Annotated in this window: 13 protein-coding genes; 6 read left to right on the top strand and 7 right to left on the bottom strand. The window is 49.9% G+C overall.

Annotated features, from left to right (window positions below; translation table 11 throughout):
* Nucleotides 1–10 precede the first annotated feature (10 nt).
* From B4W65_RS00425 to B4W65_RS00400, 6 genes are all read right to left on the bottom strand, one after another.
* Complete coding sequence (locus B4W65_RS00425) at nt 11–2,428, bottom strand: TIM-barrel domain-containing protein (RefSeq protein WP_088653136.1); 2,418 nt, start codon at nt 2,426–2,428, stop codon at nt 11–13.
* A gap of 133 nt (nt 2,429–2,561) precedes the next feature.
* Nucleotides 2,562–4,424: a glycoside hydrolase family 13 protein gene (locus tag B4W65_RS00420; protein ID WP_088653135.1), complete on the bottom strand. Its 1,863-nt coding sequence runs from the start codon at nt 4,422–4,424 to the stop codon at nt 2,562–2,564.
* Nucleotides 4,417–6,732: a family 65 glycosyl hydrolase domain-containing protein gene (locus B4W65_RS00415; protein ID WP_088653134.1), complete on the bottom strand. Its 2,316-nt coding sequence runs from the start codon at nt 6,730–6,732 to the stop codon at nt 4,417–4,419. Before B4W65_RS00415 ends, B4W65_RS00420 begins: the two co-directional genes overlap by 8 nt.
* Before the next feature lie 10 nt (nt 6,733–6,742).
* Nucleotides 6,743–7,390: a beta-phosphoglucomutase gene (pgmB, locus tag B4W65_RS00410; protein ID WP_088653133.1), complete on the bottom strand. Its 648-nt coding sequence runs from the start codon at nt 7,388–7,390 to the stop codon at nt 6,743–6,745.
* Nucleotides 7,387–8,742 (bottom strand): MFS transporter, encoded by a 1,356-nt coding sequence (locus tag B4W65_RS00405; RefSeq protein ID WP_088653132.1) that lies wholly within the window; start codon nt 8,740–8,742, stop codon nt 7,387–7,389. Before B4W65_RS00405 ends, pgmB begins: the two co-directional genes overlap by 4 nt.
* A 356-nt stretch (nt 8,743–9,098) precedes the next feature.
* The gene (locus B4W65_RS00400; protein WP_088653131.1) at nt 9,099–10,112 is read right to left on the bottom strand and encodes a LacI family DNA-binding transcriptional regulator; all 1,014 of its coding nucleotides are present in this window, start codon (nt 10,110–10,112) and stop codon (nt 9,099–9,101) included.
* A 489-nt stretch (nt 10,113–10,601) separates the two neighbouring features.
* Between B4W65_RS00400 and B4W65_RS00395 the strand changes: the two genes are divergently transcribed.
* From B4W65_RS00395 to B4W65_RS00375, 5 genes are all read left to right on the top strand, one after another.
* Nucleotides 10,602–13,568, top strand: coding sequence for a SusC/RagA family TonB-linked outer membrane protein (locus B4W65_RS00395; protein WP_088653130.1), 2,967 nt, complete (start codon nt 10,602–10,604; stop codon nt 13,566–13,568).
* Nucleotides 13,569–13,601: 33 nt separating this feature from the next.
* Nucleotides 13,602–15,218: a RagB/SusD family nutrient uptake outer membrane protein gene (locus B4W65_RS00390; protein WP_088653129.1), complete on the top strand. Its 1,617-nt coding sequence runs from the start codon at nt 13,602–13,604 to the stop codon at nt 15,216–15,218.
* A gap of 37 nt (nt 15,219–15,255) precedes the next feature.
* Complete coding sequence (locus B4W65_RS00385) at nt 15,256–16,284, top strand: SusE domain-containing protein (RefSeq protein WP_088653128.1); 1,029 nt, start codon at nt 15,256–15,258, stop codon at nt 16,282–16,284.
* Between the two features lie 38 nt (nt 16,285–16,322).
* On the top strand, nt 16,323–18,161 hold the full coding sequence (locus B4W65_RS00380; protein ID WP_088653127.1) for a SusF/SusE family outer membrane protein: 1,839 nt from the start codon (nt 16,323–16,325) through the stop codon (nt 18,159–18,161).
* A 120-nt stretch (nt 18,162–18,281) separates the two neighbouring features.
* Complete coding sequence (locus B4W65_RS00375; protein WP_088653126.1) at nt 18,282–21,059, top strand: alpha-amylase family glycosyl hydrolase; 2,778 nt, start codon at nt 18,282–18,284, stop codon at nt 21,057–21,059.
* A gap of 6 nt (nt 21,060–21,065) precedes the next feature.
* On the opposite strand, the gene B4W65_RS00370 is transcribed toward B4W65_RS00375, so the two are convergent.
* On the bottom strand, nt 21,066–22,490 hold the full coding sequence (locus B4W65_RS00370; RefSeq protein WP_088653125.1) for an exopolysaccharide biosynthesis polyprenyl glycosylphosphotransferase: 1,425 nt from the start codon (nt 22,488–22,490) through the stop codon (nt 21,066–21,068).
* Between the two features lie 107 nt (nt 22,491–22,597).
* Here B4W65_RS00370 and B4W65_RS00365 point away from each other — a divergent pair, with 107 nt between their 5' ends.
* Nucleotides 22,598–23,248 (top strand): protein-L-isoaspartate(D-aspartate) O-methyltransferase, encoded by a 651-nt coding sequence (locus tag B4W65_RS00365; protein ID WP_088653505.1) that lies wholly within the window; start codon nt 22,598–22,600, stop codon nt 23,246–23,248.
* Nucleotides 23,249–23,299: the final 51 nt, after the last annotated feature.

The following is a 23,299-nucleotide window of genomic DNA, read 5'->3' as shown; positions in this document are numbered from 1 at the left end:
TATGGTTGATTTATCTGATGCGGATGTTGACGGGGTCCGCGCCCATGGTAAATTCGATTTGTGTTTGCTTATTGCGGGGGAGGTAGCGAAACTCAGCATTTTTTCCGTCGATTTTCACCTGTTCGGGTTTGCCACCCCAATGATTGATTTCCAATACGATGGTTCGGCGGCCGGGTCGAAGCAGGTAAACCCCGTTGTTGTGAGAGATGTCGATATAAAGTTCCTTATCGGTATTCTCAGCTTTAAAGGTGAAAAGTTGATACGCTCCCTCTTCCAGTGCTTTGGCGTTTTTCCCACAATCCAGATAGAGTTCGTCCTTGCTTTGCTTAACCGATTCGTGGTGGTAATAGGTAATGGTGATTTGGTCGGTGTTGAGCTGATTGAGCGATTGCTGAAGCGGTATGGTGGGTATGAAACTTCCGGCTTTCACGAAGACGGGGATCTCGTTGAGGGGGGCAGGCACCTCTACCGTGCGCCCACCCAAATAGAAGGTGCCGGAGTAGTAATGGAACCAGGCCCCTAAGGGCAGTTCAACTTTGCGACTGGTTTGGCCGGGCTCCAGAACAGGGGCCACCAGTAAGTTTTTCCCAAAATAATAGGTGTCGTAGATGTCCACCAAATAGTCGTCAGATTGTTCATAAATAAGGGGGCGTACCAGCGGTTCACCAAAGGCTGTCTGTCGGTAGGCAAGCGTGTAGATGTAGGGAATAAGCCGATAGCGAAGCTCGATGAATTCGCGTACGATTTTTTGGGTTTCGCTGCTGTAGTAAATGGGCTCAGCGGGCACTCCCGCCCCATGCGGGCGGTAAATCGGGGAAAAAACACCCAACTGTGCCCATCGTGTGTAGAGTTCATCGTCCATTTCTCCCCCGGCAAACCCGCCAACGTCGTGGTGCATGTAGGGGAGTCCCGACATCGACATGGTCAGCATAATGGGCAGTTGCGCCTTTAGGCCGCTCCAGCTGCGCGCTACATCGCCCGACCAGGGGAAAACGGAATAGCGCTGGCTGCCGGCATAGCCTGCACGTACCAGGTTGAACAGACGTACTTTGGGATGATGCTTGCGGTAGCGCTCACTCAGCATTTTGGCCCAATGGTGGCCGTATAGGTTGTGAACATCCTGGGAGAGTCCTTTGTGGTAAGTGATGCTGTCGGGGTGTTTTTCGGGTTCACCCAAATCGCCCCACCAGCCGGCCACGCCTTGTTCAATCAGCGCTTGGTGCTTTTGCCAAAACCAATGGCTGGCTTCAGGCTTAAAGACATCCAGCAGCGCGGCCTTGCCAAAGAAGAAGTCTTCGATTACGTAGGGCTTGCCTTCCTGGTTTTGTCCAAAGTATCCTTTTTCAGCCGCTTCCTTGAAATGCGCCGATGAGGTGAGAAAATAAGGCTCGGTAACCAACAGGGTTTGTATGCCCTTGTTTTTAAGGTTTTGAATCATTGCCGCAGGGTCTGGCCATTGTTCTTCATTCCAGCTGAGGTTGCCCATTCGATAGTCTCCTTCACCCTGTCCAAACCAATACAGGTCAAGAAAGACGGCGTCCAGTGGGTATTTGGCCTTTATCATGGAGTCGACCACTTGCGTTAATTCGCTTTCTGATTGGTAGCCAAACCGGCTCTGCAAATTGCCCAGGGCCCAGAGCGGGGGGAGTGGTTGCGTGCCGGTCAGTCGGGTGTACTTTTTTAAGAGGTTTTTATAGTCGGCTCCCGTAATGGCATAGAAATTAAAAGACTTTTGTGGCGATTCCAGTCTGAATTTTTCGCGTTGGCTAACCCCAATATCGGCGGTGGCGCGTTGAGGCGCATCAAAAAAGACCAGGTATTTTTCTGAAGAATAGAAGAGCGGCAGGGAGTAGTTGAGCTTGTCGGCTCCCCAGCCATAGCCGTAGTTGGCCTGGTTGCTTAATTGCAGGATTCTTCCCCGTCGATTGATGTCCAGGGCCCGGGCGCCTCCGCCCATAATCTTTTCACGGGTAGCGAGGGGTAAGCAAATGCCCGAACCGCCGGGACTCTCGAAGGGTCCGGAAATCACCATTTCATCGCGGTTGTCGGTTCCTGTGGAGATGCGAATTTCAAAAGGATTTTTAGCTACTTTAAAATACACATTGCCCATTCGAACATCCAATGTTTCTGTGGTGTTTCGAATAATGATGGATGCTGTAGCGGGTTTGAGGGAGACCGCATCGGAGGGGGCTATAAAAACGGAGTCGCTGGCAAAGGAAAAATAAAGGATGCCGTCTTCGTCCATCAGTTGAATGCGAAGAAAGCCTTCGTTTGTTTTAAGGGTCAGATTGTCAGTCGATTGGTGGTAGGTGATGAGGTGGGTGCTGTTCTCCACTTCCGTGGGGACTGCATACAGCAGTCCCGCAACGAAAAGGAAAATCAGAAGGGAAAGCGTTGATTTAATGGAAACGTGCAGGTTACTCATCATAATTTATAGGTTTAAAAAATTAAGGCTTAATCAATTAACGTAAAACGATGCTTACATATTGTATGCCGAAATTTAATGAATTCTGCAGTCAATTGTTCCATTTTTCCAAAGCTTTCCCTGCTTTCTGGTTTTTTTATGGCTTTAATTCAATGATAAATGCAGACTTAGCCGGTATTTTGATTTTGTTTAATGATTGGAAAGTCTGCCCGCTGACCACTTCCCGGCCGGATTTATAGTCCTTCAGTATTTCGTTGAAACGAGCCGTGTCCAACTCGGTGGCTTCGTTGTCTTTGTTGTTCATAACCACCATAAGCGCGTCTTTACCCAGGTAACGGAAGTAAACATAAACCTGGTTTTCCGGTAAAAAGTGTAAGGTATGGCCTTGTTGAAGCACTTCGCTGGTTTTTCGGTAGTTGAGCACAGCGCTCAAATAGTCGATCAGCTCATTTTCCGTGGCGCTTCGTCCTTCGCTGGTGAAGGCATCGCGTTCGTCTCCCGGCCAGCCGCCCGGATAATTCTGCCGAATGGCCCCATGCGAGGCTCCCCCGTCGCCCATCATCAGGAGTTCACTGCCGTAGTACCATTGGGGGATGCCCCTTACGGTGCCCAGGAAGGCGATGGCCAGTTTCATTTTGTTGATGTCGCCACCGTAAAAGTGCCCCATGCGCCCCAGGTCGTGGTTTTCGGCAAAAACCACCAGATGCTTGGGATAGCGGTAAAGGTGATCGTCGGCCAACACATCGTAGAGGCGCTGAAGACCGGTGTTCCAGCCCTCACCTTCGTTAAATGCCGCGCCCAGGGCCTCCGCCATCGGAAAGTCCATCAGGAGCTTCATCTCCGAGTTGTAGCCGTCCTGATTGGGGAAATCTTTTTGCCAGTAGGCCAATTTCGACGCTTGGGATATCCAGGCTTCCCCTACGATAGAGAAGTCGGGGTACTCTGCTTTAACCCGCTTGATCCACTCGGCCATGGCTTCCTTGTCGGGGTAGGGATAGGTATCCATGCGAATGCCCTGGAGACCGGCGTATTCAATCCACCAAATGCTGTTCTGAATCATGTAGTTGCGCACCAGCTCATTGGTCAGGTTCATATCTGGCATACTGGTGTCGAACCATCCTTTGGTGGTCAGGTCGAGATCGGCCTTGGCCGCATAGGGGTCGGCCACGGTGCTCAGGCGGTAATTGCTGCGGGTGAATTCGGGATACTGATTCACCCAGTCGCCCATGGGCAGGTCGTCCATCCACCAATGCTTATGGCCACAATGATTGAACACCATGTCCTTAATTATTTTGATGTTTTTGGAACGCGCCTCCTGAACCAGTTGACGATACTCCTCGTTCGAGCCCAAACGCTGGTCCACCCGATAGTAATCGGTAATGGCGTAGCCGTGGTACGAGGATTGGGGCTGGTCGTTTTCGAGTACCGGGTTGATCCAAATGGCGGTAAAGCCCATGTCGGCAATGAAATCCAGCCGCTGACGAATGCCCTCGAGGTCGCCGCCATGGCGACCGTAAGGGTCTTCGCGGTTCAACTTTTCGAGCATGCCGGGTATTTCGTCGTTCTCCGTTTTACCGTTGGCAAAACGGTCGGGCATAATCAGGTAAATGGCATCGCTCTGGTTAAAGCCTTCCCGGCTGGCCGAGCCGGCTTCCCGTTCCAGCAATTCGAACATTGCGCTTGTGCGTACGCGTTTGCCTTGCTTGAAATCTATTTTCACCTCTCCCGGCTGTGCTGTTTCGTCAATCAGCAGGTCCAGAAACAGGTAGTTGGGGTTTTCCACTGCAATGGTCTTTTCCAGTGCTACTCCCGGGTGGTCAACGGAAGCTTGCAGGGTGGCTATGTCCTGGCCGTATACGAGGACTTGTACCCGGGGATTCTGAAAGCCGATCCACCAGGAGGACGGCTCCAGGCGTTCTACCTGCTGGGCCTTGGCCGCAAATCCAAAGCTGAGGGTCAAAAGGGCCAGTAGGGCCACAAAGCTGTTTTTCTTAAGCATGAAAATCTGGTTTTAAGGGGGCGCTCACCGAGGCGCCCGGTTCAATGGTAATGACTTGATTGTACAGACGCAGCTCTGCGCTCTGTCTGGCGTGCGACAAAATGTTCACACTCTTTTGGTCCACCCGTACTTCCAAATCCCTTCCCCTGAAGGTGATGCGGAAGGTGTAGGCCGTCCATTGCTCGGGGATGATGGGATTCAGGAACAATTGGCCGTCGTGAACCCTCTTGCCGCCAAAGCCTTCGACAATCGACATCCAGGTGCCCGCCATACTGGTAATGTGCAGGCCCTCATGCACCTCGTTGTTGTAATCGTCCAGGTCGAGGCGACTGGTGCGCAGGTACATTTCATAGGCCTTGTTGAGGCGGCCGATGCGTGCAGCCAGAATGGTGTGTACGCAGGGCGAGAGGGACGATTCGTGCACGGTACGGGGTTCGTAGAAGTCGAAGTGCTTTCGAATGGTTTCCGTATCGTACTCGTGCTCGAGTACGTAAATGCCCTGCAGGGTATCGGCCTGCTTGATGAAGCAGGAACGCAGAATGCGGTCCCACGACCAGTGCTGGTTGATGGGGCGTTGTGCCACAGGCAAGTCGCTGGCCATGATTTGCTCTTTGTCCATAAACCCGTCCTGCTGCATATAAATACCCAATTCCTGGTTGTAGGGGAAGTACATTTGACTGCTCACCTCCTGCCAGTGCTTACGCTCGGAGGTTTCTTCAAAATTGGTTTTTTCCAAGATGGCCGAATAGCGTGCCGGATTGCTTTGTTTTACCACTTGCAAGGCTTCCAGCGCATAGTTGAGACACCAGGTGGCCATTTTGTTGGTGTACCAGTTGTTGTTGATGTTGTTCTCGTACTCGTTGGGGCCAGTCACCCCCAGGATGACGTATTTTTGCTTATCGCCCGACCAGGTGGCGCGTTGGGCCCAGAAGCGGGCAATGGCTATGAGGACTTCCAAACCGTATTCTTCCAGGTATTTTTCGTCGCCGGTATGCCTGATGTAATTATGAATGGCAAAAGCAATGGCGCCGTTGCGGTGGATTTCTTCAAAAGTAATTTCCCACTCGTTGTGACATTCTTCTCCGTTGATGGTCACCATGGGGTAGAGGGCTGCGCCATTGGTGAAGCCCAGCTTTTCGGCGTTTTCGATGGCCTTCTGCAGGTGCTTGTAGCGATAAATCAAAAGATTGCGTGTGACGTGGGCCGGGGCCGTGGCCAAAAAGAAAGGGATGCAGTACGCCTCGGTATCCCAGTAGGTGGTGCCGCCGTATTTTTCTCCTGTAAATCCCTTGGGACCCACGTTCAGGCGCTCATCGTCGCCCGTATAGGTCTGGTTCAGTTGAAAAATATTGAAGCGAATGGCCTGCTGAGCTGCCACATCGCCTTCTATTTTAATGTCGGCATGCAGCCAGATGTTGTCCCATTTTTCGCTGTGCGCGCGCAGCATCTTGTCGAACCCGGCCGTCTGGGCCTGCAGCGCCTTTTCCCGCGCCTTAGTCACCAACTGGTCGGCCGGATGATTCAGGGAGCTGCAAACGCCCACAAATTTGTCGAGCACCACCGTTTCGTTTTCGGCGACCGAAGTGCTGATGGCGATGTCGCTGCGTACGTCATTGTGCGCAGCTGTTACCTGGGTGTTTCGACTGTTGATGCTCCAGCGCATGGCCAAGGCCACCCGAAAATCCAGTTTCCTGGTCTGCGACAGCAAATGTCCCTCTTCATCGGAACAGGCTGTCTCCAAAATATTCCAGAATTTTTCGTCGTAGTTGGCGTCTTCGTTCTCCACATCCCCATCGAGATAGGGCGTAAATTCTATTTTTCCGGAGAAGTTCAGCGGCGTAACACTGAAGCGAAGCAGCGCAGTCTCGGCATCGGTCATGCTCAGGAAGCGTGCTGTTTCTACCTTAATCTTTTTGTCCCCGCTTAGTGTAGCTGTAAAGCTGCGGGTCAGCAGCCCTTTTTTCATGTCGAGGGTGCGAACAAAGTCGCTGGTGGCACAGGTAAATAAGTCCAGCGCTTCGCCATCTACCTTTAGGTGGATGCCAATGTAGTTGGGGGCATTCAGTACTTTTGCAAAATACTCCGGATAACCATTTTTCCACCAGCCTACCCGGGTCTTGTCGGGGTAATAAACGCCGGCAATGTAGCTTCCCTGTAAAGAGGGGCCGCTGTATTGCTCCTCAAAATTGGCCCGTTGGCCCATTTTGCCGTTACCCAGACTAAAAATGCTTTCAGAGGCCTGGTGGTAATCGGGATGAAAACCCTCTTCAATGATCTTCCAAGGGTCGTTCTTTAAATATTGTCTCATAGTCGGGTGCTTATTGAATGTTGTTCAGTTTTTGAAGGTCCATTTGATGCAGACCGTCAATAATCAGATGGGCCTTGTTCAGTACCTCAGGATGGCCAATGCCCACGCATTTCATTCCCGCAGCCAGAGCGGCCTCCACGCCGGCTTCGGCGTCTTCAAAAACCACGCAATGCGCCGGATTCACCTTCAGCGCCTCAGCGCCCTTCAGGAAGACTTCCGGATCTGGCTTGGCTTTGGTGGTATGGGTGCCATCCACAACGACATCAAAAAGGTCGGTCAGCTTCAGCCGGTCCAGAATGGTCATGGCATTTTTACTGGCCGAGCCCAGGGCTGTGGCGATGTCGGCCTCGCGGCAAGCCTTCAGAAATTCCCGTGCCCCCGGCAATACCTCGTCGGCTTGCATTTGGGTGATGAAGGACACGTAATGCTCGTTTTTTTGATGTGCGAGCCTTTCCTTTTCGGCCTGCGTCATATTTATGCCGCCAATTTCGAGCAGTATGTCGAGCGAAGCCATACGGCTTACCCCCTTCAGGCGCTCATTGTCGGTTTCACTAAAGTCGAAGCCCAGCTCTTTGGCCAGTTTCTTCCAGGCGATGTAATGATATCTGGCGGTGTCGACTATAACGCCGTCCAAATCGAACAAACAGGCTTTAATCATGGCTTTTCGGTTTTAAGGGTGGGCTGGTCGTCTACAAAGCGCACGGCCAGGGCAGCAATCAACAAACTTACGCCGGCAATAACCAGCGCAAAAATGGCCTGCGAGTCGAACAATCGCTTTACAATGGGACCTCCAAATACCCCATTCACAATCTGCGGCATGGTGATAAAAAAGTTGAACAGTCCCATGTAAATGCCGTATTTGGCCGGGGGCAGGGACCCCGCTAAAATGGCGTAGGGCATCGACAGAATGCTGGCCCAGGCCACCCCGATGGCCAACATCGGTGCGATGAGCCACAGCGGATCGCTGATGAAATAAATGGACAGAAGTCCCACCGCTCCCGTCGTCAGTGCAAAGGCATGCGTGTTTTTACGGCCAATTTTTCCCGCGATAAAGGGCAGGGCCATAGCAAAAACAGCCGCAACCCCATTGTAAACCCCAAACAACACGCCCACCCAGTTGGCCGCATCGTTGTAAAGCGCCGAGGAAGTGTCGTTGGCCGGCAGTTGGTACACGTGCTGCGCAATGGCCGGGGTAGTAAATACCCACATGCCAAATAAGGCCAGCCACGAAAAGAACTGAACAAGCCCCAGTTGTTTCATGGTTTTGGGCATGGCAGCAAAGTCACGAAAGATCTCCATCAGTCCGTTCTGCTTTGGCTTGTCGCCGTCCTCTTCCTCAGTCAGACCGTATTCCTTCAGCTGAGCAGGGGAGTATTCTTTGGTGGTAACAACCGTCCATATAATGGCGGCCAGTAATACGGCAGCACCCACATAGAACGAAAGGATTACGTTAAAGGGAACAGCTCCTTCTTCAGCCACCTTGGAAACCCCAAGCCATTCGGCCAGCAAATAAGTAATCCAGGATCCTAAAACGGCCCCAATCCCTATGAGTGTCGTCTGTACCGAAAAGCCCATCGTGCGTTGCTCGTCGGGCAATTTGTCGGCCACCAAAGCTCTAAACGGCTCCATAGAAATGTTGAAGGAAGCATCCATAATCATCAGCATACCAGCCCCTACAAACATCGGTGGAATAAACGCTGCCAATGAGCCGGAGTTGGGCATGAAAATGAGCGCCAGCGCCGCAAATATGGCGCCAAATAGGAAGTAGGGACGCCGCCTGCCCAGGCGCGTCCAGGTGCGATCGCTGTAATGTCCCACAAGCGGCTGAATCAGCATGCCGGTGATGGGAGCTGCCAACCAGAACCAGGATAAATGTTCAACATCGGCACCAAAGTTTTGCAGGATGCGGCTGGCATTCGCGTTTTGCAAGGCAAATCCAAATTGAATGCCCAAAAAGCCAATGCTCAGGTTCCAAATCTGTCCTACAGACAAGTGGGGTAATTTCTTCATCTCTTTTATCGTTTACGGTTAATGGCGGCAGGCAGCGTACTGCCCCAATACGACAATACAATGAGTTATGCCGCATTCAGCACATCATTTTGTTGAAATCAAAAAGTAATATACAAGACAAGCTCGTTCCGAAAGGAACGAAAAGAGAAAGTTAATTGAAAATAATTCCCGGTTCTTTGATACAAAAGTAAACTAAAATTCATGCACAGTAAATACCTGAACAGCTTTTTATCAAGCGCTTGGAACCCTCCTTTGCTGTAAAAGCCCCATTTCAATCGTTTGCGGAGCAGGATAAAAAAGTTTAATAATTTTAAGTTAGGCAGTTACATTGTTTTACGCAAACGGTTTCGGAACAGCTAGCGGCTGGTTTTGCGACGGACCAGCGAGGGGGTGATGATTTTGGTTTGGTTGTTGATCATTGCGCTGGGGTTTTCGAGACGTTGAATCAGCAGACGAACCGCCTCACGGCCCATTTCATAGCCCTTTTGCTCCACGGTGGTAAGGGGGGGGCTGGCAATGGTGGCTATTGGACCGTCGCCAAAGCCTACCACGGAGATGTCCTGTGGAATGCGGTAGCCGTTTTCCTGTAAAACCTGCATGACTGCGATGGCTGTGCTGTCGTTGACCCCAAAAATGCCGTCGATTTGCGGCGCCAGGGTCAGGATGTGCTGGCGCATACTCATCACTTCTTCGCGGGTGTCGCACTTTAAAACCAGACTTTCGTCCAGGGGGATTTTATGGTTCTTAAGCGCCTGGGCATAGCCTTCATAGCGATTTTTCCCGATCAACAAATGGCGGGGCGCGGCCAGGTGCAAGATCTTTCTACAGCCGGTTTCAATCAAATGGGTGGTGGCGATTCGTGCGCCTTCAAAGTCGTCGGTAATCACCCGGTCGGTATCCAGCTCGTCACAAATTCGGTCGAAAAAAACCATAGGGATGCCGCTGTCGAGCGCATTGTGTAAATGATTGAATTCCCGTGTGGTTTTACTTATCGATACCAGGAGACCGTCTACCCTGTGGTCGAGTAGGGCTTGTAGGTTAATGACTTCCCGGTAGAAGTTTTCGTTGGACTGACAAATCATCATGGTATAACCTTCGCCATAGGCCAGGTCTTCCATGCCGCTGATGACCGAAGAAAAGAAGTGATGCACAATTTCCGGAACAATTAAACCCAGGGTGTTGGTTTTTTGCTTTCTCAGGCTGAGCGCCAGGGCGTTGGGCCGGTATTTTACCTTTTCCGCAAAAGTCTTGACCAGGTTTCGGGTTTCCTCACTGATGTCGGGATGGTCTTTAAGTGCCCGCGATACGGTAGAGGGAGAAACACCGAGCATTTTGGCAATATCTTTAATGGTAATGTGGGTTGGTTTCATGGCGACTTTTTTGCGTTGCGGAATTTAAAGTGTAAGCGATGTATTAAAAACTGTTAATATATAACGCTGTACAAATATATAAACAATCGATTTAATATGTCTTGAGTGGGATGTTTAAACCCGATTTTTTTAGTTGGTTGCAAATCAGGTTTTTATACCTTGCTGTTATGGTTTTGGGCCATTGCTTATCTTTTCGTCTGGTTTTTGAATCGGTTCAAAACATGTTATACAACATATAAAGTTTTCCGCAATCGAACCCGCAACCGATTGCGGAATCGATTGCGCCGAAAACCCTGTAAAATTATGGATATCAGTGTTAAAGAATGTTTCATTTTGCTTGCGAAAGGGCTTATCTTTGTTGCGAAGTTTAACGTGATTATCAGGTACAAGCTATTGTTAATTGAATATCCCCGGTGGACTTGCTGACCGACAAACGTGTGGCTGCAGGTTACAAAATTCAGTTCTTAAAATTTTATTAAAACTAGGTTTATGAAGAAGATGTTAATCAAACAGAAGTTTCTGTTGCTTCTTTTAGGGTGTATGCTCCCTCTTGGAATGTATGCCCAGCAGCTTACCGTATCGGGCACCGTTACCGATGCATCGGACGGCATGGGTTTGCCTGGCGTAACCGTGGTAGTTAAAGGTACACAAACGGGTACCATTACTTCTCCCATGGGTGACTACAGTCTGCAAGTTAATGTAGGCGATGTGCTGCAGTATTCTTTTATTGGCTTTAATGCCGAAGAACGAAATGTTGAAGCCGGCGTGACCCGTTTGGATGTGGCTTTAAGTGCCAGTGTAATAGGTGTGGACGAGGTGGTGGTGATTGGTTACGGATCAGTTAAGAAATCGGATGCTACCGGTTCAGTTGATGTCGTTAGTGCCAAGGATTTCAACCGGGGAGCGATTACCTCTCCGCAGGATCTTTTGGTGGGTAAAAGTGCCGGTGTGGTAATCACCAGTTCTGGCGGAGCTCCCGGCAGTGGTTCAACCATTCGTGTGCGTGGGGGGTCATCGTTGAATGCTTCCAACGATCCTTTGGTTATTGTTGATGGCGTTCCCCTGGACAACAAGAATCTGAATGGCAGCAGCAACTTTTTGGCCTTCGTTAATCCCAACGATATTGAGACCTTTACAGTGCTGAAAGATGCATCTGCAACCGCCATTTATGGTTCGCGAGCTTCAAACGGGGTAATTCTTATTACCACGAAAAAGGGGCGTGCCGGAACTCCATTGCGGATCAATTACAGCGCCAACACTTCTGTATCCAGCGCCATTCGATATACCGATGTTTATTCGGGTGATGAGCTGCGTCAAATTGCCGTTTCTAAGCGTCCTTTGTATGGGGTCAGCAATCTCGATAAATTGGGCAGTTATAATACCAATTGGCAGGATGAGATTTTCAGGACTGCACTTACACACGATCACAACCTGAGTTTTACCGGTTCGGTAAGCACTCTGCCTTATCGCATGTCGGTGGGCTACACCAATCAGGAGGGTATTTTAAAGAATACCGATATGGAGCGTTTTACAGCATCTTTGAATCTGTCTCCCACCTTTTTTAACGACGATTTAAAAGTGAATGTGAGTGCTAAGGGTATGATGACCGACCATAATTTTGGTGATTCCGGCGCCATTGGTTCTGCCATTAATATGGATCCCACACAGCCGGTTTACGATGGCAATTCTGCCTCCGCTGGTTACTTTCAGTGGGTCAATTATGGCGCCGCCTTGGGTACGCCCAACCCGGTAGAACAAGCTTTGGCGGTGGACAACCAATCGACCGTTAAGCGCTTAATTGCCAGTGCGCAGTTTGATTATACGCTGCCCTTTTTGCCAGAACTTAGAGCCAATCTGAACCTGTCTACCGATTACTCAGAGAGTGAAGGGCACAACAATCGTCCCGTTACTTCTCCTTCGGTATTGACCAACCCCACCTGGGGACGTTTGACCGACTACGCGGGAACCAATAAAAACAACTTGCTCGACTTTTATCTGAATTATGTGAAAGATATAGAGCGCATCGACAGTCGTGTTGACCTTACTGCTGGTTACTCCTGGCAGCATTTTGAGCGGGAAGGGAGTAATTTTACCCGTGGCTATGAGGATGAGGAGCACCCCTTTGTGTTGGTAGAGGACTCTGAATTCATAACCGAGAACTACCTGGTTTCTTTCTTTGGTCGTATGAATTACACCTTTAAGGAGCGCTACCTTTTAACCTTTACCATGCGTAACGACGGGTCCAGTCGTTTTTCGGAGGACAATCGTTGGGGCTTGTTTCCCTCGGCTGCCTTCGCCTGGAAAATCAATGAAGAATCTTTTTTCGATGATTTTGCCAATCTTTCTGAATTGAAGATGCGTTTGGGTTGGGGTATTACCGGGCAACAGGATGTGGCCGACAACGACTATCCTGCCCAGGCTTTATACCGCGAGGCCGCAGCTGGTTCCTATTATTACATCAATGGGCGCTATCTGCCAACCCTTCGTCCCAATGCTTACGATCCCGACATCAAATGGGAGGAAACCGAGACGCAGAACATTGGTTTGGATTTCGGATTCTACAACAACCGCATTTCAGGATCTGTTGATTTGTATCGTCGCGAAACCACCGATTTGTTGAACACCGTTACCATTCCCACAGGAAGTAACTTTTCCAACCGTTTGTTGACCAACGTGGGCAGTCTGGAGAACCAGGGTGTGGAAGTGGCTTTAAATTTGATTCCGCTGTCTACCCGCGACATGTCCTTGCAGTTGGGTTTTAACTTTACTTACAACAAGAATGAGATTACTAAGTTGTTGATGACCGATGATCCTAATTTTATCGGGGTTTTGGAAGGTGATGCCATGACAGGGCAAAATCAGGTCACCACTGTGGGGTATCCGGCCAAATCTTTCTTTGTTAATCAGCAGGTTTACAACAGCGCTAGCGGAATGCCAATAGAAGGTTTGTATGCCGACCTATCGGGTGAAGGAGGAACCGTTTCCGGAGACAATGAGGACAAGTACATCTTCAAAAATCCTGCCCCCGATTATTTGCTGGGCTTCTCTTTGAGATACAGTTATAAGAATTTTGACTTGTCGGCTTCCAGCAGAGCCAGCATCGGCAACTACGTTTACAATATGGTGGCTGCAGGTTCTTCCTACGATCAGATGTATCAAATCGGTTATTGGAAAAATTTCCCCCGCCTCTTGAACGACACCGAGTTTGTGAAGCGTCAGTTTTCCAGCGACTACTTTGTGGAAAATGCCTCCTTCTTTAAGTTGGATAACCTGAGCGTGGGCTACAATATTGAGAACATTACCGATCGTTTGAGTGCTTACGTGAGTCTTACCGCTCAAAACATATGGACCATTACCAATTATAAGGGTCTGGATCCTGAAGTGGATGGTGGGGTGGATAACAATTTTTATCCCAGACCCCAGGTTTATATGCTCGGCATTAACCTGTCTTTCTAAACTGAACGGTTGAAAACTTTAGATTTTATTCTTATGAAAAAGAAACTATTAATATTAGGAGTTGCGGTCGCTGCCTTCATGTTCAATGCATGTGTCGACGACCTGGATATTTCACCCAAGAACCCGGATACCATTCTCTCGGGCAATCTGGGCGACGATCCACTGTATATGGAGCAAGTATTGGGCAAGCTTTATGCCAGTTTCATTATTGCCGGTCAGGGTGCCAATGGGGGTGCCGATATTTCGTCTTCGGATGAAGCCTTTTTCACTACCATGCGTGCGCTTTGGAACCTGCAGGAGCTGCCCACCGATGAGGGTATTTGTGCCTGGGGCGATGTGGGTATTGCCGATCTGAATACGCAGACCTGGAGCCCGAGTAATCCCTTCCTGACTGCTTTGTATCAGCGTTTGGGCCTGAGTATTACCTATGCCAATGATTTTATTGGTCTGACCAACGGGAACAACGATCCGGAGGTTGTACGTTACAATGCTGAAGCCCGTTTTTTAAGAGCCCTGGCTTACTTTTGGCAAATGGATTTGTTTGGTAATCCCCCCTTTACCACCGAAGAGGATGGCGTAGGTAAATTTTATCCCCAGCAGATTCAGCGTGCAGACTTGTTCAATTATATTGAAGGGGAGTTGCTGGCCATTGAGGACTTGTTGTCCGAACCGGGAACTTCATCACAGCAGGCCGATCAAGGTGCCTTATGGATGTTGCTGGCCCGTATGTATCTGAATGCGGAAGTGTATACCGGAACGCCAAGATGGGACGATGTGGTAACCTACACCAACAAGGTGATCAGCAGCGGAGCCTATTCGCTGAACGACAATTATCGTCATAATTTCAGTGCCGACAATCATTTTCCGGTGAATCCTGAAATGATTTTTGCCTGGGAGCAGGACGGCATTCATACCCAGGGTCCGGTTGGGACGACTTTCATCATTCAGTCGAGCAGCGATGCAGAATTTATCCCTGCTGGCATTTACCACGATTTGCCCGGCAACCCCAACTGGAACGGTAACCGTGCCCGTAAGGACTTCCTGAATGTACTGGTGGATACACTGGCCGTTTATGGCGGGGATCCCATTCCGGCTTCCGACACCATCTTTGCCCAGAGTCCCGATTCCCGCGTGTTCCTGCGCCAGAAAAAATCAATAGATATTCCCAGCGCCTCTTCAAGTGGTGATTATGGGGTAGGGGTCTACAAATTTACAGGAAGAAATGCCGACGGCAGCAGAGCCGCTAATTACAGCGATACCTATGCCAGTACCGATTTTCCGGTATTTCGCTTTGCCGACGCTTATTTGATGCGTGCCGAAGCATTGTTCCGTACCAATAAACCGGACGACGCTGTTGCAGACATCAACAAAATTCGCGAGCGCGCCTTTGGCAATACCAGTGGCAACATTACCAGTGGGCAGTTGACTGCCGAATTCTTGCTGGCCGAAAGAGGCCGTGAGTTTTATTACGAGGCGCAGCGTCGTACCGACCTGGTTCGTTTTGGTCAGTTTACCAACGGCAGCTATCATTGGCAGTGGAAAGGCGGCGTATTCGAAGGAACCGCGACCTCCAGTCACCTCAATATTTATCCCATACCGGGTGATGAGGTTTCCGCCAATCCCAATATGAAGCAAAACAAAGATTACTAGTCCCTGATTTTTGGGTTGACCATTAAAAATTGAATATATGAAAGCTAATTTTTTGAAATATATCGCCTTGTTTGGTCTGGTGGCTTTACTGTCCTCCTGCGAAAAGGATGAGGATCAGATTTTCATGAAAGAGAATCCTGTTGCCCCCAGCATTGATGTCTTACCCGATCTGATGTTGAGCCGCGATCAGGGCAATGAAATACTGGAGTTCGAATGCTCTCCCGTGGATGCCGGATTTGAAGCTTCGGCGCGCTATTTCCTGGAGGTGGATGCCAGCGGGAATGATTTTGCCAACCCCCTGGTTGTTTATAATGGCGTTCAGGGAGAGGTGATCAGTATGACTGTGAGTGAATTGAATACCATTTTGCTGCGTAAGTTTGCTGCCGATCTGGTGTCCGATGCCGAGTTCCGTTTGCGTGCCGTTTTGGTGGTAGATGGCGGAACAGGTGCCCCAGGAACCGGAAGCAATACTTTTCAGTACATTTCTTCTGTGAGACCAGCCGGGGTATTTGCCTATGGTTTGCCTCGCCTCGATTTGCTGGGCTCCGGTGTGGATCAGAAAGTGGAATCCGCCCTGGGAGATGGTGTTTATAAGGGTTTTGTAAAGCTCTCTGCTGATCATTCTTTTACTCTCTACAATCCTGACACCGAAACCGAGTATGGCCTTACTGCCGGAGCTTTAGCTGCCGATGGCGCAGCCATTACCCCGGGTGGCGATGGTTACTACTATATGGTGGTTGATTTAAACGAGAACAGCTATTCTCTGGATGCCTACATGATTGGCCTGGTTGGTAATGCAACGCCTAATGGCTGGGATGCGCCAGACACTAAAATGGACTACGATGCACAAAGTGGAACCTGGTACATTACTGCCGATTTGGTAGATGGTGAAATTAAGTTCCGTAAGAACGATGGTTGGGCTTGGAACCTTGGGTTTGGTGATGATAAGGACTTGGGTAACCTGGTACAGGGTGGTGAAAACATTCCTGTTACTGCGGGTAATTATACCATTACCCTTACCATTGTGAACGACGCAACCGGTTCTGCGGTGATTACTCAGAATTAGGGGGAAAGTATTGTTGAACCGACTGAAAAACAAGAAATATGAAACTAAATAGTTTGTATAAGAAATTTGCCCTGGTAGCTGCATTTGCAGCTGCCCTGGCAGCTTGTACCGAAGACATCGCGGATGTCAGACTGGATGCCGATATGAGCACCACTCAGAACCAGAATGTAACGGCCTATACCGCTGAGGTGGAGGGTTATATTGTGGCCAGGAATGAAGCGCTCACCGAGGTGGGTATTGTGTATGCCCTTACGGAAGAGCCTACGCTTGAATCCGGCGACAAGGTTATTTACGAGGGAGAGCGCAGCAAAGCTGCCTTTACGGTGACTTTGACCGAATTGGATTATGCCCGCACTTATTATGCGCGTGCCTACGGAATCTATCCCGGAGGTGTGGTGTATGGCGAGCAGTTGACTTTTACCACCTTGCCGCGGGTCCCTATGGTTGAAATCAATAGTCTGGTTTACGAAGAGGGCGACAGTGCTGCCTTTAGCGCTGAAGCTACCGATGCAGGTCGTGGTGAAATAACCGAGCGCGGTGTGGTTTATGCGACCACGGAAGATCCTACCGTTGAAACCGGCCAAAAAGTTGCCGATGACGAGGGTGGCTTGGGCGAGTATGCCGGTAAAATAAAAGAGCTGCTCGGTAACACGACTTACTATGTGCGTGCCTATGCCATAAATGGCGGGGGAGTTGGATATGGTGAGGCTATGGAATGGACCACAGAGGTGCTTTGGCCGGAAGTGGAAACGGGAGATGTTACCGCTGTAGGCAAAACAACAGCTACACTTCACGGAGCAACATCTTACGATGGTGGTGCCGATGTTACGGCACGCGGTTTTGTATGGGGACTCACCGATGAGCCGGGCTTGAGCGACAATGTGGTAGATATGATGGCCGCTGAGGGAGATGAGTTTTCATATGTTTTGGAAGGCCTGGAACTGAGCACCACTTACTACGTTCGTGCTTTTGCTACCAACAGCAAGGGGACTGCTTTTGGGGAGACCATGACTTTCAAAACCCTGGCCGATATTACCCAATTGTATGTGGTGGGTAACTACAACGGTTGGACCAACGAAGAAGGGGCTGTGGTGCCCTTCATCATCAGCACAGAGACCAGCGAAGGACTAGCCGATGGCTACATCTACCTGACCGCCGGTGAAATTAAATTCATCGAAGTGTTGGGAAGTTGGGCCGATGAGACCACTTTCGGTGACGATGGTGCAGGAAATCTGACCAACCCGGGTGAAAACATTCCGGTAGCTGAAGATGGCTTGTATTATATTACGGCTAATCTCACCGATATGAGCTATTCCCTCATAAAAATGAACTGGGGCATTATTGGAAACGCTACTCCCGGTGGATGGGATGGTCAAACAGCACTGGCTTACGAAGCCGATCTTAATGTGCTGAAGGGTACTTTTGCTATGACGGTAGGGGAATTTAAGTTTAGGGCCAACGACAGCTGGAGTTACAATTACGGAAGTGATGAGGCGGACGGAAATCTGCGCTTCGATGGTTCCAATATCCCTGTTGAAGTGGAAGGTGATTATGCCATCACCCTGGACTTGAGTACCCCGCATGAATTCACCTACAGTGCCAACCGGTGGGGAATAATTGGAAATGCCACTCCCGGCGGCTGGGATGCCGATACCTTCATGTCCTGGGACGCTGAAGCTGAGGTTTTCACAGTCACAGCAGACCTGGTGGCCGGCGAAGTTAAATTTAGGGCCAATGCCGACTGGGCCGTTAATTTTGGAGGAGATTGGCCGGCCCTTACCCCGGGCGGAGCCAATATGGTGATTGCCGATGCAGGTAATTACACACTTACCCTGGACCCGTGGACCGGAGAAGGCTCCATTACCTTGAATGAGTAAGTTTAATTTAAACCAGGAGATACAGCCTTCGGGCTGTATCTCTTTTCTTTTTACCCTTTATTAGAAGGGTTTTGGTGTTTATAAGTGCCATTAGTGGGATTTAATTATTTTTAGATTGCTATGCAAAAGATATACTTTTTATTAATGCTTCTTTTGATGGGCGTACTGCTGAAGGCCCAGGTGGTGGTTTCTGTGCCAAGCATCCCGGTCGATAGTGAAGCGGTGACCATCGTTTTTAGGGCCGATGAGGGCACTAAAGGGCTCATGGGCTATACCGGGGAAGTTTACGCCCATACCGGGGTAATTACCTCAGAGAGTACAAGTAATTCGGATTGGAAATACGTGGTGGCCGAGTGGGACGAAAATGTTGAGAAGGCCCGTTTGACCCGCATCGAAACCGATCTTTATGAATTGGAACTGGGTCCCGATATTCGTAGTTTTTATGGGGTGCCCGAGGGAGAGGACATCCTGAAAATGACCTTTGTGTTTCGCAGCGCCACCCAAGTGGCCGGTGCGTGGAAGGAAGGGAAGGATGTTGGCGGTACCGACATTTTTGTTGATGTATTTAAAGAGGGCCTGACGGCCCTGTTTACCCAGCCATCCGATAAGTCCCTGTATTTACCTGGAGAGGCGATTCAGGTGGCCGGTAGCGGCCTCAATGCCGATGGCCTGCGCTTGTATCTGAACAACGATTTGGTAAAGGAGACCAGCGAATTGTCGCTCACACACAACTTTAATGCCCCCTTGTCGGGCGCGCATGAATTGCGTTTGGAGGCCTGGTTGGGCAGTGAAGTGGTTTCGGAAACCCTTACCTTTTACATTCGGGAGGCGGTAAGCGAGGAAACAAAGCCTGCCGGTCTGCGCAGAGGGGTTAACGTAGTGGATGAAACGACCGCCACACTGGTCTTGTTTGCCCCCGGTAAGGAGTACATTTATGCCCTGGGCGATTTTAACAACTGGGCTCCGGAAGCCGGCGCACAGATGAAAAAAGATGGCGACTATTTTTGGTTGACCGTAACCGGCCTTGAGCCCGGCGTGGAGTACGCTTATCAGTATTACATCGACGGGGAGTTGGCCCTGGCCGACCCCTATACCAACAAGGTGTTGGATCAGTGGAACGACCGTTACATTCCTGAGCGGGTTTATCCCAACCTGAAAGCGTTCCCGGCAGAACACACAACGGGATTGGCGTCTGTCTTAAATACTGCTCCTGCAGTCTATACCTGGAAGGCCGAAGGTGCTCAAATGCCAGAGGCCGACAAGCTGGTGGTTTATGAGCTGCTGATTCGAGATTTTACCGATAATGGCGACATTAAAACGGTAAGCGACACGCTTGATTATTTACAGCGTTTGGGGGTTAATGCCATTGAGTTGATGCCTTTTAATGAGTTCGAGGGCAACGACAGCTGGGGTTATAATCCTTCTTTCTTTTTTGCCACCGACAAGGCTTATGGCACCCAAAACGATTATAAAGCCTTTATTGATGCCTGCCACGAACGCGGCATGGTGGTGATTATGGATGTTGTTCTGAATCATTCGTACAGCCAGTCGCCCTTGCTTCAGATGTATTTTGAAGACGGAAAGCCCGCTGCGGATAATCCCTGGTACAACCAGAACCACAACATGCAGAATCCGGATGCTCAGTGGGGCTACGATTTTAATCACGAAAGTGTGCATACCCAGGCCCTGGTCGACAGTATCCTGACTTTTTGGATGGACGAGTTTCGGATTGACGGATTCCGCTTTGATTTCACCAAGGGCTTTACCAATACCACCTACAGTCCTACTTCCTGGGCCAGTGCCTACGATGCCTCCCGAATAGCCCTTCTTAAACGGATGGCCAACACGGTGTGGAATTACAAGGACGATGCTTTGGTTATTTTCGAGCATCTGAGCGATAATGTTGAAGAGAAGGAGCTGGCCGATTACGGGATTTTGCTTTGGGGCAATATGAATCACAATTTTTCAGAGGCCGTAATGGGCTATCACGATGGCGGAAAATCCGATCTGTCCTGGTCTTCTTACCTGAGTAGAAATTGGACGCAGCCTCATTTGGTGGCTTACATGGAGAGTCACGATGAAGAGCGGGTGAGCTACAGGTCAAAGACTTATGGTATGGTCGAAGGCAGCTACTCGGTCCGCGAGCTCGATGCGTCAATGAAGCGTCATCAGGCTGCGGCTGCATTTTTGTTTGCAGTTCCCGGACCCAAAATGATATGGCAGTTTGGTGAGTTGGGCTACGACATCAGTATTGACGAGGGCGGACGCCTTGCTCGCAAACCGCCGATGTGGAATTATTTGCAGGTAGATGAACGAAAAGGTTTGTGGCAAGTCTATGCGGCCATGATTGATCTGAAGAAAAACGAGCCGGTGTTTGCTGCCGAAAACTACAGTTTAAATGTGGGGACTGCCGTAAAGCGCATAGCTCTGGATGGCGTGGACAATCAGGTTCGTTTGGTAGGCAATTTCGATGTAATACCTCAAAACGTAAGCCCCGGATTTTCTTCAACAGGATTGTGGTACAATCATTTTGAGGGAACTACTCTGGATGTAAGCGATGTTGATATGCAGATACGGCTTGAGCCGGGTGAGTTTTTGTTGTTCTCTTCTAAGGAGATGGTCGGTTTTGGTTATGTGTCTACGGTGGGCGGCTTAAGTGCCGCTGAAACGGTAGTCTCCAGGGTATTTCCCAATCCGGCCTCGGAGCTGCTTCATGTGCGAAGTAACACAAGCCTGAAGAGTTGGGTGATTTTTGATTTGCAGGGGCGTATGGTCTTGCAAGGCGAAGCCCAGGGTTTAAGCCTGAGCGTCCCTACTTCCAGTCTTTTTCCCGGTCTTTACTTGTTGCGCATACAGACAGCCAGCGGGAGGATTGAAAGTCATAAGTTTTACCGATAGATGGCTTTATTGCTTGCTGGCAAAGAGCTTTTTGAGTAAGTACAGCAGCGTTTGGTACAATATCTGGACATCGGTGGCCAGTGATTGTTTGTTCAGGTACACGAGGTCGTAGATGGCTCTTTCGGCCATCTCCTCCAGGTTGTGTGCGTAACCATATTTGACCATGGCCAGAGAGGTAATGCCCGGTTTAATGCTGTTGATGAATGGATAATAGGGCAGAATCTTCTCGAGCTGTTTGGCAAAATATTCGCGTTCAGGTCGAGGGCCAATCAGCGACATGTCGCCTTTAAGTACATTCCAAAATTGAGGGAGCTCATCGAGATGGGTTCTTCGAATAAAGTGGCCAACAGGGGTTATGCGCAGGTCGTGATCGGGAGCGGCCAGTTGCGGCCCCTGTTCTTCTGAATTGGTATACATCGTGCGGAACTTGTACAGGGTAAAGGGGCGCTTATTTTTACCCCACCTTTCCTGCCGGTACAAAACCGGCCCCTTGGAACTTTTTTTTATGAGCCAGGCTAAGACGGGGAAACTGAGCAGGAAAAAGACCAGTCCCGGAAGTGCAGCCAGTATATCGAACAGGCGTTTGAAGAGGCGGTAGAGCAGCGTGGCTTGTTGGGCACGAACAGCAAGTGCTGTGAGGGGGGAGGCAGTGAGACTGCCTCCGGCATCCCCGCTTCCTTCAAAGCTCCAGGGTGCCAAACGCACCAACACTTCGCGGGTATCCAGTTGTGCCAGCAGCTGTTCTGTTTTTCGGGTTTTGTGTGAGTGATTCAGGATGATGACTTCGTCGATGGCTTGGTTTTGAACGACTTCGTGCGCCTGTTCAAAGCTCCCCAGCCAGGGAAGGTCCTGAATAATGGCGCAATCGTCCCTTTTTGAACAGCAATAGCCCGCTACGTTGAGATTGTTGACTTTTGTGTAGCGCAGGATTTCTTTCAGATAGGCCGATGCCGGAGTTTTGTGAAACACCAGCAATAAGTTGTGCTGCAACCAGCCTCTCTTTACCAAGTGGCTTAATGTGAGGTGTAGGAGGAAACGCTGCAGCGCGAGTGTAGACCAAAAGATGCAGATGATGATGAGAAACTTCAGGAGGAAGCGGGGGAAGGAGGTCAGCCACTCTTCCTCGAGGGAAAGAAATACAAACACCCAGGTGTACAATACCGCCAATATAACAAAGGGCCGTTTGAGCGACAGTTCGCCAATGGAGGCCGTATTGGTTTGATAGCTGCCGCCGGCGGCAAAAAGCACCGTCAGCAAAAAAGCTGCGCTTACTTCCGGCGACAGCAAGGGCAAGGCACCCAAAATAACTCTTAAGCCGGTAATGGATAAGATGGAGGCAAAGCTGTACAGAAATACAACAATGAGACCAAAATCCAGCAAAACGGCAATCAGGCCGGGTAATTTGCGTTTTAGAAAACGGGTAGACAACATTCGACTAAAGGGGTAAATATCTGCAATATGAATTTGGCTTGGTGGCTATTTACGTAGAACGATGGTTTTGGTTGCTTAGTATTCCGGGGGATTCTATCTTTGCACGGATGATACAGGATGATTTCAGACAACAGGGGCTTCGTGCCCGTCTGGTTCAGGAGCTGCGGCGCAAGGGTGCAGGAAATGAGCGCGTGTGGGAAGCCATGCAGCGGGTGCCCCGGCACTTGTTTTTGGAGCGTTCTTTTGGGCAATTTGCCTATAAAGATGTTGCTTTTCCCATAGGGGCAGGACAAACCATCTCTCAGCCCTCTACCGTAGCACGGCAATCGGCCTTGCTCAGTACCCGTGAGGGGCAGCGGATTCTTGAAGTCGGCACCGGATCTGGCTATCAGTCTGCCGTTTTGGCCGAGTTGGGTGTTGAATTGTTCAGTATTGAGCGGCAGTCCGCCCTTTATACTTCTACCCGTCAGCTCTTGCAGCAGTTGGGTTATAAAAGCATTAAGTTGTTTTTGGGCGATGGCTACGAGGGATTGCCTCAAGAAGCCCCTTTTGATGGCATACTGGTAACCGCCGGGGCAGCAGCCTTGCCGCAAGAGCTCTTGCGGCAGCTTAAAGTGGGTGGACTTATGGTGGTGCCCCTGGGAGCGAAAGTGCAGACGATGACCCGTATTCGTCGTTTGAGTGAGACTGATTTTGAGCAGGAAGCCTATGGCGAATGTGCATTTGTGCCTATGCTGGGCGGAATCGTGCGTCAGTAAGAAGCTGTCTGCAACCAAAAGCTGGGAAGCGTGTTATTTTAGAAAAACAGA

Origin of the sequence: Geofilum rhodophaeum (assembly GCF_002210225.1) — a bacterium.
Lineage (GTDB): Bacteria > Bacteroidota > Bacteroidia > Bacteroidales > Marinilabiliaceae > Geofilum > Geofilum rhodophaeum.
Note: the sequence above shows the minus strand (reverse complement) of the source record. Positions and strands in the feature narration are given on the sequence as shown.

Coding starts and splice junctions, on each gene's coding strand:
- B4W65_RS00400 (WP_088653131.1), bottom strand. CDS start 10,112: ATGAAACCAACCCACATTACCATTAAAGATATTGCCAAAATGCTCGGT.
- B4W65_RS00380 (WP_088653127.1), top strand. CDS start 16,323: ATGAAACTAAATAGTTTGTATAAGAAATTTGCCCTGGTAGCTGCATTT.
- B4W65_RS00425 (WP_088653136.1), bottom strand. CDS start 2,428: ATGATGAGTAACCTGCACGTTTCCATTAAATCAACGCTTTCCCTTCTG.
- pgmB (WP_088653133.1), bottom strand. CDS start 7,390: ATGATTAAAGCCTGTTTGTTCGATTTGGACGGCGTTATAGTCGACACC.
- B4W65_RS00390 (WP_088653129.1), top strand. CDS start 13,602: ATGAAAAAGAAACTATTAATATTAGGAGTTGCGGTCGCTGCCTTCATG.
- B4W65_RS00385 (WP_088653128.1), top strand. CDS start 15,256: ATGAAAGCTAATTTTTTGAAATATATCGCCTTGTTTGGTCTGGTGGCT.
- B4W65_RS00375 (WP_088653126.1), top strand. CDS start 18,282: ATGCAAAAGATATACTTTTTATTAATGCTTCTTTTGATGGGCGTACTG.
- B4W65_RS00415 (WP_088653134.1), bottom strand. CDS start 6,732: ATGAGACAATATTTAAAGAACGACCCTTGGAAGATCATTGAAGAGGGT.
- B4W65_RS00420 (WP_088653135.1), bottom strand. CDS start 4,424: ATGCTTAAGAAAAACAGCTTTGTGGCCCTACTGGCCCTTTTGACCCTC.
- B4W65_RS00405 (WP_088653132.1), bottom strand. CDS start 8,742: ATGAAGAAATTACCCCACTTGTCTGTAGGACAGATTTGGAACCTGAGC.
- B4W65_RS00365 (WP_088653505.1), top strand. CDS start 22,598: ATGATACAGGATGATTTCAGACAACAGGGGCTTCGTGCCCGTCTGGTT.
- B4W65_RS00370 (WP_088653125.1), bottom strand. CDS start 22,490: ATGTTGTCTACCCGTTTTCTAAAACGCAAATTACCCGGCCTGATTGCC.
- B4W65_RS00395 (WP_088653130.1), top strand. CDS start 10,602: ATGAAGAAGATGTTAATCAAACAGAAGTTTCTGTTGCTTCTTTTAGGG.